The following is a 16712-nucleotide window of genomic DNA, read 5'->3' on the forward strand; positions in this document are numbered from 1 at the left end:
CGTTTAACTACCTCCGTGGCCATAGATGGGGCTGGTCCATCGGCGATGCTCCGTTCCCATTCTTACGCGCTCCGGGCCACATGGATTGCAGCAACAGCATGTATAATTATACCTTTTTCTAAAATAAGTACATTAAGTGGATATAAGCAATTAAACGCTCTTCGGGAGAGATAATTGAATGATGTCGTGAAAGATATTTTAGGGCATGATGTGAAACAAAGGGCCAAAATCATGATCAGCATTAATAAAAGATGACCTAACATATTACAGGAATTTTTACTTGAGCGAAAATATAGCTACAAATTGTTTTTAGATTATATAAAAAGATACAATGAAGTCAGGTTATTAAAAAAAGCTGGAGCGGAAATCGCTGGGGATATTTAGTTTACTAGATTATTGGCGTCATTTATAACGCCAATAACCTAATAAAAGATATTGTGGGGCATGGAAGTTTACCCTTCCTCCGTATAAAAATCAATTAATGACGATATATAAGGATCTTCCCAACCGTCGGAGATGTTTTCAAAGTCTTCATCGGGTATATTTGTCTGTCTAATTTCTAGGGACGTTCCTCTTTTATGTTCATGCAGTTTTAGTGTAACAATAGACGGAGTGTCTGTTTCTCCAAAATACCATTCCTGTACAATTTTTGTCGAAGGTTGTAGTTCCAAGAACCGGCCAGTAATAGCTCCGTCCCATAAAGAGAATTCTCCATTGACAGTGGCGTCTATGGACACCAGATCACCTGTCCATAGACGAGCCGTAATTTCAGTCGTTAATGCGAGATACAGCTCCTCTGGAGTTGCAGGAATAATAGCATATTTCTTGAATTCTTTCATAATGCAAAGTTACGCTTTCTTGTAATTTACCACTTATTTTGACTTCATTTTTATTTATCTTAATTTTATCGCAAACTATAAGGACAACATGAGTAATTTTCTGCCGAATGCTTTAGTGAAAAAATTAGGAGTGAATCCGTTATTTGATAAAGACGCATTTATAAAAGTACATGAGGAGGGGATTCGGGCTACGGCAATACGCCTTAATCCAAATAAATTGGAAGAATGTCCATTTGACAATAAGGGTAAAGTGCCCTGGTGTAATGCAGCTTATTATCTCCAAGATCGTCCAGTGTTTACATTAGATCCTCTATTTCATGCTGGTGCTTACTATCCACAAGATGCTTCTTCCATGTTTATAGATTATATTATTCAACGTTTGAAGCTAAATCTACATGCTGTTCGGGCGTTGGATTTATGCGGTGCCCCCGGCGGAAAGTCTACGTTATTAAACAGCAGCCTCCATCCCGATTCGCTCTTGGTTGCCAATGAAATTATTAAGGCTAGGGTTACAATTTTGCAGGATAATTTAATGAAATGGGGAAATGCTAACACTGTAACAACAAATAACGATCCTGCTGCCTTTAATCGTCTTCCTGGATATTTCGATTTAATGGTAGTCGATGCACCTTGCTCTGGATCTGGTATGTTTAGAAAAGATGCCGATGCCATAGAGGAGTGGTCTGAAGCTAATGTGAAACTTTGTAGTGAAAGGCAACAACGTATTTTGGCTGAAAGTTTGACCGCCTTGAAAGAGGGGGGCTATCTGTTCTATTCGACCTGTTCTTATTCATCAGAGGAAAATGAAGACATCGTTGATTGGCTATTGGATAGCGGCGATTTTGAATCTGTTGAAATAAACGTTGAAGATAATTGGGGAATTGATCATACATTTTCTGTAAAGCATCGCGGACACGGCTATCGATTTTATCCACATAAATTAGGGGGGGAGGGTTTTTTTATTGCTGTTCTTAACAAAGTTGGTGAACAGGAAACGTTCAATAGAAAAAGAATTAAACCCGAAAAGTCAGATGTGCCCAAAGGGATTTTAAATGATTGGATTTCAAATAGTGATAGTTTGCACACCTTCCTTCATCATGAAGATGTATATGTTTTTCCAAAAATGTACGAAAACGATTTAAAATATCTTCAAAATGTACTCTATCTTAAGAATGCAGGAATTAATGTCGGAAAGGTCAATAGGAAAGAGCTAATACCGAGCCATGCATTGGCTTTGAGTAATTATTTAGCAGTAGAGTATAAGGCGGTAGACTTATCGCTTGAGGACGCGCGAAACTACCTTAGAAAGGAGAATATCGTTGCAGATACATTTGCTGATGATATTCAAGGGTGGACAATAGCAAGGTTTAAAGGCCAACGATTGGGCTGGATGAAGGTATTACCTAACCGAATCAATAACTATTACCCCAAAGAACTTCGGATTGTAAATTTATAAGATCTGCTTGTAGATTTGTACGAATAGCATTTCGGGCGTGCTTTCTTATAAAAGTTTTCCCTAAGAAAGGCTGACGATAATTGAACAAATATCTTCGGCAACTTCCTCTTTCGATTTTAGGCTAAACTCATGGATATTACCTGATCGTTCAATTATAGTAACCTTATTAGTGTGGGTCGCAAAGCCTGCTCCTTTATCCTGCATCGAATTGAGAACGATAAAATCTAGGTTTTTTCGAATCAATTTATCTTTGGCATTTTCCAGTTCATTATTGGTTTCCAAAGCAAATCCAATGAGCAGTTGTTGCTCATTCTTTTTAGCTCCTAAAGTAGCCAAAATATCTACTGTTTTCTTCAGCTCAATAGAGAATTCATTTTCTTTCTTTTTTATTTTTTGAGTGGCTACATTGATGGGAGTGTAGTCTGCGACAGCAGCGCTCATCACAACAATATCCGCCGCTTGGAAGTGTTCTTCACAAGCACTTAACATTTCGGCTGCTGAGGTCACTGAAATTTTGAGAACACCTTCAGGACTTTTCAGGACGCTAGGTCCTGAAACAAGCGTGACATCCGCTCCAAGTTCTTTGAGCTGCGCAGCGATGGCATACCCCATTTTTCCACTTGAATGATTCCCAATAAAGCGGACTGGGTCTATAGCTTCATAAGTAGGGCCAGCAGATACTAACGCCTTCTTTCCGGATAAAGGGAGCGCTCGCTCTGAAAATTCAACTAAAAAATCCAGTATTTCTTCCGGCTCAGCCATGCGCCCTTCACCTATTAATCCACTAGCTAATTCCCCGTTTCCCGGAGGAATTAAGATATTGCCGTAAGAACTTAGCTTTTTGATATTAGATTGTGTAGAGGGATGTTTCCACATATCTAAATCCATCGCCGGAGCGAATAGCACTGGACATTTCGCTGATAGATATACGGCTGTTAGCAAGTTATCGCACAATCCAGTGGCCATTTTGGAAATGGTATTTGCTGTTGCAGGAGCGACTAAAATGTAATCAGCAGATAGCGCAATTTCGACATGATTATTCCATTCCCCAGTATTTGGCTGGTAATAATCGATAAGCACTGGTTTTTTGGAAAGTGTAGAAAGCGTAAGCGGGGTGATAAAGGCCGTGGCTTCTTTTGACATAATAACGTTAATCTGGGCATCTGCTTTTATCAACATGCGGATGAGGGATGCAATCTTGTATGCGGCAATACTGCCGCATACAGCAATTACAATATTTTTCCCAGCTAAAGCCATTTTTTAAGGATTAGTCCTGCTCCTTCGAGGGATTTCTGTAATACACTTTATCGTGTAAAAATTCATCGATTGCAACCAAAGTAGGCTTTGGCATACGCTCATAATGTTTTGAAATCTCTATTTGCTCGCGGTTTTCGAATACCTCTTCCAAGTTATCGTTATTACTTGCAAACTCTGCAAGTTTTCCGTTCAATTCTTCTTTAATATCTACTGCAATTTGGTTCGCGCGTTTAGAAATAACTACAATAGATTCATAGAGATTGTCAGTGCCTTTGTCCAATTGTCTCAAGTCACGTGTAACTGTAGAATTTGGAATTGAATTATTATTTTTTTGACTCATCTTTTTGGGTATTTTCTTGTTCTTTTTTCGCCTTTTGTTCTTTGATATATACTTCCTGTTCTGCAAGAGCCTTATTATACTCTTTCACTTGGGAGAGTGCAGTTTTAATGCCTTTTTCAGAATTCTCCCGAAGGGATTCTGCCTCTTTCATATGTTTGCTGTTTGGAAAATTACTTGCGAAGTTACGGTAATAATCCAAAGCTTCATCAAATCTACTTTCTTGTTTCAGGAAGATACTTTTGGATGCATAGATGTATTGAGCCTTTAATGTCAAAAACTCAATTTCTTCTGCATATTTTGTATCAGGGTATTCTTTTAGGACATTTTGCAAAGCAATGACCGCCGCCCTATAATCATCATTAAGGCCCATGTCGTAATACAGTCTTGCATTGGCAAAAGCTTTAAGCTCTAGCTTATCTCTTAATTTCTGAATAAGATCGGAAGCTTCTTTAGATCGCTCGGATTCGGGATAAAGATTAACAAAGAGCTGTAATGCGTCAATTGCCTTTCGTGTATTTGCTTGGTCCAATGTTGATCTTGGAGAATCCAAGTAATAGCAATAAGCATGCATAAACCTACATTCTTCAGCTCTTGCACTATTGGGATATACATCAGCAAAATCTTTAAAGTGAAATGCAGCTGACGTATAATCTTTCAGACGGTAGTTGGCAAATGCCAAATAATAGTAAATATTTTCTGCTTCAGCTTGTCCGCGGAATTTCGTCCGCAAGTCATCAAACAAAACTAACGCCTTGGTATATTTCTTTTTTTCATAAAGTTTTACAGCCTCTTCGTATTTTTGAGCGATATTATTGCTTGCGCGCAATTTCTCAAATTTACTCTTACAGCCAGTAAATACCAATAGAAACATCATGCCGGCACAGATAGCCGCTATACGCCTATTTAAAAACATTTTACAAAGATAAGTGAATTTGTTATACTAATCAATTAAATTTTATTGCGCAATATAGTTTAATAATTTTTTGATCGCAAAAACAAGATTTCTTATTAACATACTTTAACTCGACGAAGAGCGTAAGATGAAAATATTGTCATATACTTGTTGTTTTTGTGGGGGTAGTTAGGCCTAAGAATATACATTTTAAAATATTTGACTATCTTTACATATTACAATCATTGAATAGCATTAAGAGTATGACATTAAAAGAAAAAGTTGAGCAAGCATTAGATACCTTGAGACCATATTTGGAAACTGATGGCGGAAATGTGAGTGTCGAAGAGATTACAGCGGATAATGTCGTGCGTTTAAAATTATTGGGAGCATGTGCTTCATGTTCAATGAGCATCATGACCTTCAAAGCTGGTTTAGAGCAGGCAATAAGGAAGGCTGTTCCTGAAATTACCGCTGTTGAGGCAATTAATTTAACGGATCCCGACTCTCCTGAAGCGACTCTACCCCCTGTTAATTAGTTGTGCTCTTAACACAATTTAACGGCTAGTTCGGCTACTTTTGTTTAAATTTGTTCTATGAAGTTGCTGGTTTCAATATTTCTTATTGTCTTTTTAACTTTTTTCTTTTCCGCATCACATGCTCAGGAAAGGAAGATTGTTCAATATTCCGGTATTGTCACAACCGTTGGATCCGGGCTTCCAGTAGGTTATGCAACAGTCACCAATTTATCTTTTAGAAATGAAGCTTTTGCCGCAAATAATGAAGGTTACTTTTCTTTTGTAGCCCATGTCGGAGATACCATTCGTTTTACATCTGTGGGATTTGATCCTTTAGTGGTCACTATTCCTGAAGTTAAGGGAGACAAGTATACTGCAAATATCGTTATGCAAAATCTCGTTACGGAACTACCGATGGTTACCCCATACCCTTGGGCAAGTATCGAAGAGTTCAATATTGCTTTTATGAACCTCGACGTTTCCGAAGATAATATTGTGAGAGTAAGAAGATCCTTATCTTATGAATCTTTAGCTGCAATGGCTGCAGTAATACCGCGTGATGGAAACGAAATGCGATCAATTAACAATGCACAGAGCTTCAATACGATGAATAATAAGGTCATCAATCAACGATATGCTAATCCGTTGTTAAATCCTTTTGCTTGGGGTAATTTAATCCAGCAGATTACTAAGGGGAGTAAGAGCCGAAAAACTTCAAATTATTAATTTGTTGTCTTTAATTTGCCTAATTCTTTGACGCTTATTTTAGCAGAAAAGTAAGAAACGAGCGCAGAAATTCCAGTTACTGTTACAAATACCAAAAGGTAGTCGCTCCATTGATTTACCATAGGGTAACTGTCAATAATCGTATTTGCACCATCTTCTACACGAATAATTCCATAAGTTGATTGGATATAGTTAAATATAGCGCCTATCAATAGCCCTAACAAACAACCTATGAAAGCTATCATAAGGCCTTCATAAAAAAAGATGCGTTGAATCAGTTCATTATCACCGCCAAGGCCTTTCAGAATCGTCATATCCTTTTGTTTGTCTAGTACAAGCATCGTTAGTGAACCTACAATGTTAAATATGGCAATAACACTAATCAAGGTCAATATAAAGAAAACGACCCATCGTTCTACGCGAACATTTTTATATAACGTTGGGTTTTGTTCTTCTCTATTCTTTACGATATAATCAGGCCCGATTTTCTGTTGTAATACCCGCTCGAACGCATTGATATCTACGCCATCTTTTAGATAAAACTCGATTGATGAAACACGCTGATACTCTCCAAGAACCTCTTGGGCGAATGAGATTGGAGTAATGATCAAATTGTCGAAATCTTGTTGGTAACGCAATACAGCGCCTGGCGTAATCGACCGTATATTGAACTCCTCAGCAGGGTTTGATGAATTCTTTACCCCTTTTCTCGGGGAATATACTTGAATCTGCTCAGTAGGTTTTTGTAATGGAATGCCCAGGTTGGCCTGCACACTTGCGCCAAGAATGGCCAGATTAATAGAATCGTGTGTAAGCTGATATTGACCGTCTACAATAATACTGTCTCCGGTTGTTTTACTCAGAGATTGCGGCTCAATTCCCTTTATATTGGCAATAAATTGTCTATTTGAATATTGCAGTAATACCTTTTCTTGTAGAACTTCAGTGTAATGAATCACATTGGGGTCTGTTCTTAATTCATCAAAAGCTGTACTTTTTGTATCGAAAAGTTTTCCTTTGGAGGGTTCTATCTTGAGTTCTGGAGCAAACTTACTGTACATAGACAAAATAAGTTGCTCCATTCCATTGAAGGAGGAAAGCAATATAATCAATGCAGCACTACTTACCATTACACCGATTACACTAATGGATGAAATAATATTAATGGCGTTGACAGATTTCTTGGAAAAAAGATATCTTTTAGCAAATAGGAAGGGCAGATTCATGACTCTTATTGTCGAATAAAGGGATTGGAATTTTTTTCAAAGCCAATCGTTGTGGACGGCCCGTGCCCAGGATATACAACGGTATCATCGGGCAAAGTATAAAGTTTTGATTTTATACTATCTAAAAGCTGTTGGTGATTGCCTCCTGGAAGATCCGTCCTACCTATGCTGTTGCGGAAGAGTACATCTCCTCCAATCAGAAATTTTTGATGAGCAGAATAGAAACAAATATGAGCAGGAGAATGACCCGGCGCCAGAATGACTTCTAGTTCGTCATTCTCCAAGTAAATGGTATCGCCGTCATTTAAAAATGTCTCTCCAATTGGGGAGATGTCATATCGGATGCCCATTTGAGGGGCATAATTCTGAACAGCTACTAAAATAGGTACTTCTCCTTCATGAAACTGTGGCAACAAGCCATATCTTCCATGAACAAAACTATTTCCTAAAACATGGTCAATATGGCAATGTGTATTTAATAGAAGTTTAGGCTGAAGTTTATTGTCGGCGACAAAACTTACTACTTCTTGCTGATCGTGCTCGCCATACATGCCCGGATCAATGATAATTGCATTTCCTGACTCGTTGTATAGTAGGTAAGTATTTTCCTGATATGGATTGAAAGTAAATGATTTGATCGTAAGCATAGAGGTAAAATTACAGATTTTATTGATTTCTTACTATGGAAAGATTAACTATTCCAAATTTCCCAATTCTTTTCCGCTTGAAGGACCAACATTTCATATCCATTTTTGATTCTGGCTCCCATTTGTTTACTTTTTTGTAGAAATGTAGTTTCCTCGGGGTTGTAAATGAGATCATAACAAAGATGGTTCTCATTTAGAAATTCGTAAGGGATTTTTGGCGATTGTTCTGTATGGGGAAAAGTACCAACAGGTGAACAGTTAATAATCACCGTATGGTCTGCTAGGATAGCAGCATCCAATTCATCATAAGTCAACTGGTCTGCGCCCTTGGTTCTGCTCACTAGAGAATGCATTATTCCAAGTCGATTCAGCGCATAAATTACTGCCTTTGCAGCACCGCCATTACCTAAAATTAAGGCCTTTTTATCTACTTGGGGATTAATTAGCGGCCTTATTGACGCCTCAAAGCCATAAGCATCCGTATTGTAGCCTTTTAGCTGCGTTGCGCCATCTGCTGTATGGCTAATTCGAATACAGTTGACAGCTTGAATTGCGCTGGCCTCTTCCGAAAGCTCGTCCAAATAATCCATAACTTCAATTTTATAGGGAATGGTCACATTCACACCATAGAAATCTTTGTTGGAGGCAATTTTTGAAAAATCAGCTATCTGAGGGATGGGGTACAAGTCATAATCGACATCGGTTATTTGCTCTTGGCGGAATTTTTCTAAATAATATTTTTTTGAAAAAGAATGCCCTAATGGGTATCCTATTAGCCCTAGTTTTTTCATTTAAAGTGGGAAAATTAGGTTGTTGGAATATGAATGGCGCTTCAATTTTGATATCCGGTCATCCTTTGGCGATGACCGGATAAAGTGCCTATATTATATTAATCTTTCGGCTTTGTATATTTTTTTACAATTTCAGTGATAATCTGATTTCCTTGAAGCTGTGGGAGATAATCAAAAAGGATGTGATACTTCTCCGGATCAGTTGCTAATCCAAGTTCCAAAAAGTTCAGTGCGTCGTTATACTGTCCATTGGCGAATAGATATGCAACGATCCGGTAGTATAACTCTGCCGCATTCGGATTCTGTGTGATAGCATCGGAAATCACATCAATAGCTTCTTCAATTTTACTTTGTTCAAATAGAATTGAGGAATAATCCAGCCATGCATCAATATCCGTTGGATTCAAGCTAACGACTCTTTTATAGGCTTCCTCTGCTAGGTCTATTTGCTGTAATTTATATCGTGCATCGGCGATGGCAAACCAGTAATCTGGATTTGTATCCTCCAATTCCAATGCTTTTTTATAAAAGTGCAGCGATTCAAAGTAACGTTCTTCGAAATCTAGGGTAACCCCAATGCCAAACCAGGCATCCGCAAGTTCCGCATCTAATTTGACTGCCTTTTTATAATAGTTTCGAGCCTCTTCCATCTGCTCCAGTTTTTCATAACATTCACCTATTGCGCAATAGGTATCAGCACTGGGTTGCTCATATTCAAATGTTTGCTTGTAAACATCCAATGCTTCTTGGTAGCGATCTAAATTGACGAGAGCATTTCCCTTATTGAAATAAGCTGAAGAAAAATCATCCTTGATCAATATCGCATAGTCATAGGCGTCCAAAGCTTCTTCAAACCGGCTGATCTTATGGTATGAATTTCCTAAGTTATACCACGCGTAGTAAGAGTAAGGGTCTGAATCTATGTATTTCTTATAAAAGGAGATACTTTCTTCCTGTCTATCTAATACGTCATAACAATAAGCCAGTTCATAAAGTGCTTCTTGGTAATCCATATTGAGTTCAAGAGCCTTTTTTAGATAAATTATAGCTTTATCATAATTCATTTGGGCCTGAAATATCATCGCAATATGGAAATACACCTCATCCTTGTTGTCCAACAGAGGAAGAGCTTTAAACAGCTGTTCCAAGGCATCATCGAATTTTCCAATGCTTCCTAGTATACCACCACGGATCAAAAATATATCTCCTTCGGAGGCTTCTAATAGTTCCGCTTTATCCAATGCAGCGAGCGCATTCTGATATTGCTGAATCGTTGAAAACAGTTGCGCTTGTTTCAATAGAAATGTAATATCAAAGGGATGCTGGCTGATTGCGAATTCGGCGACCTGTAGCGCCTTTACAGGATCATTTTTTTCTGCGTAGTAATCAATAATTCCTTCAAAAGCTTTGGAGTCAAAAAAATACTGATCCTCGTTTCGAAGCATTTCCTCATATCTGTCCACCGAGATTTTTCTTTCTTCGGGGTTCTCAAATTCAAAATCCTCTTCCATTCTCAAAAGTTTAAAATCAGTATCCTGTTCTTTAATTCAAAATACTAATTTCTTATCTAATTTGATGGAACTAATTTTCCACAAATCGGATATCGTTCACAAAGTTAAGGATAAATACGTGTAAAATGAAAAAGCCGGCTATAAAGCCGGCTTTTACTATAATGGTATATATTGTATACAATTATTTTTTGATCTCAACGCGACGGTTTTGAACGCGACCTTCTTCAGTAGCATTAGATGCAACTGGGTTTTTCTCTCCGTAACCGTTAGCAGTGATGCTTGATGAAGAAACACCAGCATTTACTAAATATTGTTTTACAGAGTTAGCACGGTCTTTAGATAAAGTCATGTTATAAGCTTCAGAACCTTCAGCAGATGCATAACCATCTAATTGTACAGATGCATTGTTATCACGTAACTCTTTAGCCAATTTGTCTAATGTAGAGTAAGATGAAGTTTTCAATACTGAGCTATCAAATTCGAATTGAATTGGAGCATAGTAACCGTTAGAAGTAGTAGAGCTAACAACTGGCTCTGGGAATTTGATTGGACATCCTGAACCATCTACTGGAGTACCAGCTGGAGTTCCAGGGCATTTATCAAATTTATCAGATACACCGTCACCATCAGCATCAGCGCTTAATGTGTTAACTGTACCTTCTAAAGTGCTTACACGTTGTTTTAATGCTTCAACTTCGTTTCTCAATGAAGGATCTTTCAACTCATCGTACATTGTAGCAACTGGGTTAGCAAAAGTCAAGTTTTGTTTGTCTCTTGAACCTAGAGTGAATTCTAAACCAGCCATTACTGTAGAGAATTTACCTTTATAATCTGTACGAGCTGGACCATACAATAAGTTATCATCAGTGAAGTTCATCGTGTAACCTAAGTTCAACGCAACTACTTCAGATAATTTAAATTTAGCACCAACACCTACTGGAACGAAAGCTGTTAATTTGTTATCACGGTCACCTTTGCGTTCGCGATCTCCAAAGATACTCGATCCCCATTTCTGACCATCAGGATTGTTAGCTACATTGTATACCTCTGTACCTGTGAAGTCATTATTCGCAAATTGAATAGGATTATTTGCTAATACTCCTAAACCCACTTTGGCATAGAAATTAACTGCATTTTCTCTTCTCAAGAAATCAATAGTACCCAATTGGAATACACCGTTCAAGCTAGCTGCCCAGTTTACGTCAGTTTGTACTGATTTTGCACCCAAAGAATTTTCTGCAATAGGTCCAGATTGATCGTGATTGTAAGTTTTAATCTTACCACGGTTTGCTTCTAATTCTAAACCAAATGTGTGTGAGAATTGTTTACGAATAGTTAATCCGTAGTATTCACCAACTTTGTTTTGGAAGTAACCTACTTTTTGTCCAAAAGCATTTGATCCAGGAAGAATTGTGTTTGGTGTAGTAATACCACCTTGCACTCCGATAGACCAAGTTCTGTATTGTGATCTACCACCGAATACTTGTTGAGCTTGCGCTGTACCAGCAAAACCTAAAGCGGCAACTAATGTAGCAGCAACAGCTGTTTTTTTAATTGTAGAATAGTTCATACTCTTGTTTTTAAGGTTATTATTAATTTTAATTGTTTTCAAACTTAATTATCTTGTATTAACACTTTGGAACAGTACAATTGCCGTGCCAAAGTCTTAAAGTTATGTTAAATATTTTGTTTCCGCTATATTTTGTACTAAATTAAGGATTTAATGTGAAACAACAAAACAAAAATCCGCTACGAAAGTACCAAATTTTTGTTTTGTTTCAATACGTTTAAGAAAAAAATTAAGGTTTTTTTTTCTAAAGCAAATAATGTACGATCAAGAGCGACAATCCACCTAATAAAGCTGAAACCGGAATAGTTAATATCCAAGCCCATAACAAACTGATTGTAACTCCCCAGCGTACTGCAGAAACACGTTTAACGACACCAACACCTATGATTGCACCGGTAATGGTATGTGTGGTAGAGGCCGGAATTCCAAAATGTTCTGTAATACCTAATGTTACCGCTCCCGCTGATTCAGCACAAACTCCTTCCAATGGTGTAACTTTCGTGATTTTGGTTCCCATTGTTTTAACTATTTTCCATCCACCACTCATCGTTCCGGCTGCAATAGCCGCGTAACAAGTTAATGGAATCCACTCGGGCATGTGTTCAGTCGTTGGGACATAGCCACCCGCTACCATGGCGACCAGGATAATTCCCATGACTTTCTGAGCGTCGTTACCTCCGTGTGCAAAACTTAGCGCTGCAGAAGAAACAAGCTGTAATATTTTAAACCATTTTTCGGCCACACTTGGTCTGGAGTTTTTCGCCAGATTAATCACAATTAATGTAATGATGACCGACATCGTCATACCTATGATCGGAGCGAGCACGATAAAAGCAATAATTTTTAATGTAGCGTCAATATTGATAGCATGAATTGGATCTGCGCCCAGAATAAATGCATATGCCATACCGGATCCCGCAAATCCCCCGATAAGCGTGTGTGAAGAACTTGATGGTACTCCGTAATACCAGGTAAACAAGTTCCAGCCAATTGCTGCTAATAAACCCGCGAAAATTACTTCTAATGTAATGTATTCTTCCAATACTGTTTTTGCAATGGTATTGGCTACCTTATGGTCTGTAAAGTAGAAGTAAGCGGCAAAGTTGAATATTGCAGCCCATAAAACAGCCATTGCTGGCGTTAAAACTTTTGTTGATACAACTGTCGCAATGGAATTTGCTGCATCATGGAATCCATTGATGTAGTCAAAAGCAATTGCAAGGACAATCACAACAACGAGTAATGTTGACATCATAATCTCGTAGAATTTTTGTGCACTTATATCGAATGATTATGCGTTTTTAACTAGAATGCTTTCTAATACGTTAGCAACATCCTCACACTTATCCGTTGCGTCTTCCATTGCAGACAACACTTCTTTGTGTTTAATTAATGAAATTGCATCCTTTTCAAACTCAAAGAGGTCAGCTACAGCCTTATCAAAGATATAATCTGCTTTGTTTTCAACACTGTTGATACGCACGCATGAATCTGTAATGTTCCGAATGTTTTTTAAGTCTCTAAGCTCATGAATAGCTTTTGACACATGTTCAGTGGCTTCAACCAATAAGTCCGCAATTTCTATCATTGGTTCAGTAGCTTTTTCCACCTTATAAAGGTCCATTCTGTTGGCAGCGCCATGAATAAAGTCGGCCACATCATCCAATGAACTTGCCAAAGAGTGTATATCTTCGCGATCGAAAGGAGTGATGAAATTCTTGCCTAACTCCAAATGAATTTGATGTGTGATATTGTCGCCCTTGTGCTCCAAATCTTCCATCTTGCGCGTAAAATCTTTTTTCTTCTCAGGATTGCTTGAGTTAACAATATCTTTTAACAACTTTGACATCTCGATCAAATTGTTGCCGGCTTGTTCAAACAAAGGGAAGAATTTTTTGTCCTTTGGAACGAAGTACTGAAAAATGCTATTTAAAGACATATCTTAAATTTATTTTTACAAAAGTAATACCTTAATGTTAAGTTAATGTTAACATTGATTTTGTTTAAACACAAAAGTGTCATCATTGTTTAGTTACCAGCTTGTACTTTTTGTAACGTAAAGCCAAAAGTGGTTCCGATACCTTCCGTACTGCGCACATTGACATTTTGCTGATGTGCTTCAACAATGTGCTTAACGATCGCTAACCCTAACCCAGACCCTCCTATATCGCGTGATCGGCTTTTGTCAGTTCGGAAAAAACGTTCAAATACGCGGCTGAGATTTTTTTCCTCAATGCCATAGCCGTCGTCTGTAATTTCGATTAGAACCTGCTCAAATAATGGGAAAATCTTAATTTTTGTTGTGCCACCTTCTTTACCATATTTCAATGAGTTGTCTATCAGATTGTACAGTACCTGATGTATTTTATTGCGGTCTGCCTTCACCCAGTGTGGTGTGCCGGCCTTTGGTCTGAATTCGATTTTGATGTTGTGCTGTTTGGCTTTGTCTTCAAGGGAGTCTGTCGTGTCCTTGATCAGGTCGACAATATCAAATTTCTCAATATTAAGGACCATTTTGCCAGATTCCAATTTGGATATCTCATCAAGATCCAGAATTAGATAATTTAGCCGATCGAGATTTCTGGCAGCTTTGTTAAGGAAATTTTTTGCCATTTCCATATCCTCTTCCATAAGGCCGTCCTGCAGCGTCTCAATGTAGCCCTGTGTAGCAAAGAGTGGTGTTTTGAATTCATGTGAAATATTGGATAGGAACTCTCTTCGAAATTTTTCCTGTGATTTTAATTGTTCTATCTCGTTTTTTTTATCTTTTGCCCATGCTTTGACTTCGTTTTCAGCATCTGTAATAGGATCCTCGCTGATGTGTTCTCCAATAGCATCTTTAAGATCTTTGCCAAGTTTGAGATTGTGAATGAGTTTATACATCGTGTTGAGACGTCGATATATATATTTTTCAAATAGATAGTTAAATAGAAGAAAACTCGTTACCACCGCGACAAAGAAAATGATCAATGCTGTCTGCAGCTCGTGTTTATAATAAAAGCTGATCGTGGATATTGCAACACCAACCGCTGCTGAGTTTGCTAATAATAATTGTCTAAAATTCATTTGTTGAATAAAAAAGGCCCCTGATTTGGAGCCTAAGTTACTTATAATGATATTAATAAATTGTTAAAATTTTCCAATAATTGTTTTTGCACCTATAACCTTGTCACCAATGTTGACATTAATTTCAGTGCCCAAAGGGAGGAATAAATCTACGCGAGAACCGAATTTGATAAAACCAAACTCATTACCTTGCACCACTTCGTCCTTTTCTTTTATATACCATACAATACGGCGAGCTAGGGCTCCTGCAATTTGACGGAAAAGAACCTCTCTCCCTGCTTTATCTTTGACAACGACCGTTGTTCTTTCGTTATCTGTGGATGATTTGGGATGCCAGGCCACTAAAAATTTTCCAGGATGATATTTAAAGAAAGTAACCAAACCACTAATAGGATTTCTGTTAACGTGTACATTAACTGGCGACATAAAAATCGAAACCTGAATACGTTTATCGTGGAAATATTCATTTTCTTCAGTTTCTTCGATAACAACAACTTTCCCGTCAGCCGGACAAAGAATTATGCCGTCTTCCGGGTTGAACACTTTTTTAGGGCTTCTGAAGAACTGAACAACTGTAATAAACAGGAATGCTGATAGCGCATAAATAAACCATTTGACATACTGCGAAGCATCATAATAATCCGCAACTGCATTGATAATAAAGATAAAAAGTACAGCGATTGCTAATGTGGTGTATCCTTCTTTATGAAATTTCATATCTATTTATTTCTGCAAAGATAGTTATTTACTCGAATTGTCTATTTGTCTTTCAATTTTAATTGAATGGCTGTATACTTTTCCATCATTCCCCGTCGTAATACTCCCAGACACTTTAATGAGGTCATCCTGTGGCTTATTCTCTTTATATGTAGGAAAATAGAAATCAATGCCTTTTGCAATTCCGCTTAAGATTCCATCGAAAGACTCACTCCCCGAATCCGAAACTAACTTAAGGTTTTTTAGATTAGCCATTCCTGTTTTCTTTACCTCCACCAAATAAGAGAAGTTTACTTGTCGGGTAATTTCTATCCCCTTTTTATTGAGATTATCGTTAAAACGTTTCGCGAGGAAAGCATAAAAGTTAGCATAGTCATCGAAGCTACACGATTTGCTGTTGAATAGTTCTGCCCGCATGAAATAGTCATAAGGGAGGATGCTTAGCGACAAAAAATCTTCGTTGTTAAGATCTCCATTGTCATCATACGTTGTCGTAAGCACACCATTTAAAAACCGTTGTGTCATGGCATACACAGGCTGCTGGCCAACATTGTAAAAATACGTATTCCAGTTTCCTTGGGGCTTGCCATTTTTCACCTTTCCTTTATGTAGGTAAAAATCAAATCCAAATTCGGTAAAGCCTTCAAAGGGAATGGAAAATTCATAATTACCTTCACCATCCATTACCTCTTGCTTTCCCCTATTGTCCCAGTAATCTTTAATAAAGTAGCCTTTCTCGCTATAAGTGACGGTCAATAACGGCTTTCCGTCAGGATAGTAATATTTCCAGTCACCAGTAGGGAAATTATTTCGGAAAGTTACCTCCCATTTTAATACGCCGTTTGGATGATAAGCTTGAAACAAACCTTCTTTTTTACCGTCTGTGTAAGTTCCGATGAGTATTCTATTGCCATTGGGCGCAAAATCGCGAAATTCACCTTCGAATGACTGTTTGGTGAAGTCGAATTTACTAACACGCTCAATAGATTTAAACTCGCACTCTTTCGAAACCAGATAGTAGTATTTGTCGAAATAAAAACGAATCAGCCCTTGATCTAATTTTTCGTAGAATACAGGCTTCTCATCCTGTGCGTGAAGGTTTGTAAAAATGCACACAGAAATGAATAACAATAGATGGATGAGTTTTTTAATCATA

Annotated in this window: 17 protein-coding genes; 3 read left to right on the forward strand and 14 right to left on the reverse strand. The window is 37.8% G+C overall.

What is annotated here, in order from left to right; translation table 11 throughout:
* Positions 1-452 precede the first annotated feature (452 nt).
* Positions 453-839: an SRPBCC domain-containing protein gene (locus tag B3E00_RS07435; protein ID WP_209582119.1), complete on the reverse strand. Its 387-nt coding sequence runs from the start codon at positions 837-839 to the stop codon at positions 453-455.
* A gap of 88 nt (positions 840-927) precedes the next feature.
* Between B3E00_RS07435 and B3E00_RS07440 the strand changes: the two genes are divergently transcribed.
* Positions 928-2295 (forward strand): methyltransferase RsmF C-terminal domain-like protein, encoded by a 1368-nt coding sequence (locus B3E00_RS07440; protein WP_293889209.1) that lies wholly within the window; start codon positions 928-930, stop codon positions 2293-2295.
* Positions 2296-2355: 60 nt separating this feature from the next.
* Here the strand turns inward: B3E00_RS07440 and coaBC are convergent, their stop codons facing one another.
* The 3 genes from coaBC to B3E00_RS07455 are packed head-to-tail and all read right to left on the reverse strand — an operon-like array spanning position 2356 to position 4805.
* Positions 2356-3552, reverse strand: coding sequence for a bifunctional phosphopantothenoylcysteine decarboxylase/phosphopantothenate--cysteine ligase CoaBC (gene coaBC, locus B3E00_RS07445; protein WP_293937928.1), 1197 nt, complete (start codon positions 3550-3552; stop codon positions 2356-2358).
* 10 nt (positions 3553-3562) lie between these two features.
* The gene (locus tag B3E00_RS07450) at positions 3563-3892 is read right to left on the reverse strand and encodes a DNA-directed RNA polymerase subunit omega (RefSeq protein ID WP_075990346.1); all 330 of its coding nucleotides are present in this window, start codon (positions 3890-3892) and stop codon (positions 3563-3565) included.
* Positions 3876-4805: an outer membrane protein assembly factor BamD gene (locus B3E00_RS07455; protein ID WP_209582102.1), complete on the reverse strand. Its 930-nt coding sequence runs from the start codon at positions 4803-4805 to the stop codon at positions 3876-3878. The genes B3E00_RS07450 and B3E00_RS07455 overlap by 17 nt, the downstream gene beginning before the upstream one ends.
* Positions 4806-5047: 242 nt before the next feature.
* On the opposite strand from B3E00_RS07455, the gene B3E00_RS07460 reads away from it, so the two are divergent.
* Both B3E00_RS07460 and B3E00_RS07465 read left to right on the forward strand, forming a co-directional pair.
* Positions 5048-5323 carry a NifU family protein gene (locus tag B3E00_RS07460; RefSeq protein WP_209582127.1) on the forward strand — a complete coding sequence of 92 codons (276 nt, stop codon included), beginning with the start codon at positions 5048-5050 and terminating at the stop codon, positions 5321-5323.
* Between the two features lie 57 nt (positions 5324-5380).
* On the forward strand, positions 5381-6028 hold the full coding sequence (locus B3E00_RS07465; protein ID WP_293885279.1) for a hypothetical protein: 648 nt from the start codon (positions 5381-5383) through the stop codon (positions 6026-6028).
* Here B3E00_RS07465 and B3E00_RS07470 read toward each other — a convergent pair.
* From B3E00_RS07470 to B3E00_RS07515, 10 genes are all read right to left on the reverse strand, one after another.
* Positions 6025-7254 (reverse strand): FtsX-like permease family protein, encoded by a 1230-nt coding sequence (locus B3E00_RS07470; protein ID WP_293889211.1) that lies wholly within the window; start codon positions 7252-7254, stop codon positions 6025-6027. The two genes, B3E00_RS07465 and B3E00_RS07470, sit on opposite strands and share 4 nt — an antisense overlap.
* Positions 7255-7259: 5 nt before the next feature.
* A complete protein-coding gene (locus B3E00_RS07475) occupies positions 7260-7901 on the reverse strand; it encodes an MBL fold metallo-hydrolase (RefSeq protein ID WP_293937930.1) in 642 nt (213 codons plus the stop codon).
* 44 nt (positions 7902-7945) lie between these two features.
* On the reverse strand, positions 7946-8692 hold the full coding sequence (locus tag B3E00_RS07480; protein ID WP_293885274.1) for a shikimate dehydrogenase family protein: 747 nt from the start codon (positions 8690-8692) through the stop codon (positions 7946-7948).
* Positions 8693-8790: 98 nt separating this feature from the next.
* Entirely contained in the window at positions 8791-10203 is a 1413-nt protein-coding gene (locus B3E00_RS07485) for a tetratricopeptide repeat protein (protein WP_293885273.1), read from the reverse strand.
* 181 nt (positions 10204-10384) lie between these two features.
* Positions 10385-11773, reverse strand: a complete 1389-nt coding sequence (locus B3E00_RS07490; RefSeq protein ID WP_293885291.1) for an OmpA family protein — start codon at positions 11771-11773, stop codon at positions 10385-10387.
* A gap of 244 nt (positions 11774-12017) precedes the next feature.
* A complete protein-coding gene (locus B3E00_RS07495) occupies positions 12018-13028 on the reverse strand; it encodes an inorganic phosphate transporter (protein ID WP_209582091.1) in 1011 nt (336 codons plus the stop codon).
* A gap of 36 nt (positions 13029-13064) precedes the next feature.
* Positions 13065-13712 carry a DUF47 domain-containing protein gene (locus B3E00_RS07500; protein ID WP_209582087.1) on the reverse strand — a complete coding sequence of 216 codons (648 nt, stop codon included), beginning with the start codon at positions 13710-13712 and terminating at the stop codon, positions 13065-13067.
* Positions 13713-13801: 89 nt separating this feature from the next.
* Positions 13802-14839 (reverse strand): sensor histidine kinase, encoded by a 1038-nt coding sequence (locus tag B3E00_RS07505; protein ID WP_209582084.1) that lies wholly within the window; start codon positions 14837-14839, stop codon positions 13802-13804.
* 63 nt (positions 14840-14902) lie between these two features.
* Positions 14903-15556: a phosphatidylserine decarboxylase family protein gene (locus tag B3E00_RS07510; RefSeq protein ID WP_209582081.1), complete on the reverse strand. Its 654-nt coding sequence runs from the start codon at positions 15554-15556 to the stop codon at positions 14903-14905.
* 24 nt (positions 15557-15580) lie between these two features.
* Positions 15581-16711: a toxin-antitoxin system YwqK family antitoxin gene (locus tag B3E00_RS07515; RefSeq protein ID WP_293885271.1), complete on the reverse strand. Its 1131-nt coding sequence runs from the start codon at positions 16709-16711 to the stop codon at positions 15581-15583.
* Position 16712 lies beyond the last annotated feature (1 nt).

The sequence above is a fragment of the Sphingobacterium sp. UBA5996 genome (assembly GCF_002429765.1).
Lineage (GTDB): Bacteria > Bacteroidota > Bacteroidia > Sphingobacteriales > Sphingobacteriaceae > Sphingobacterium.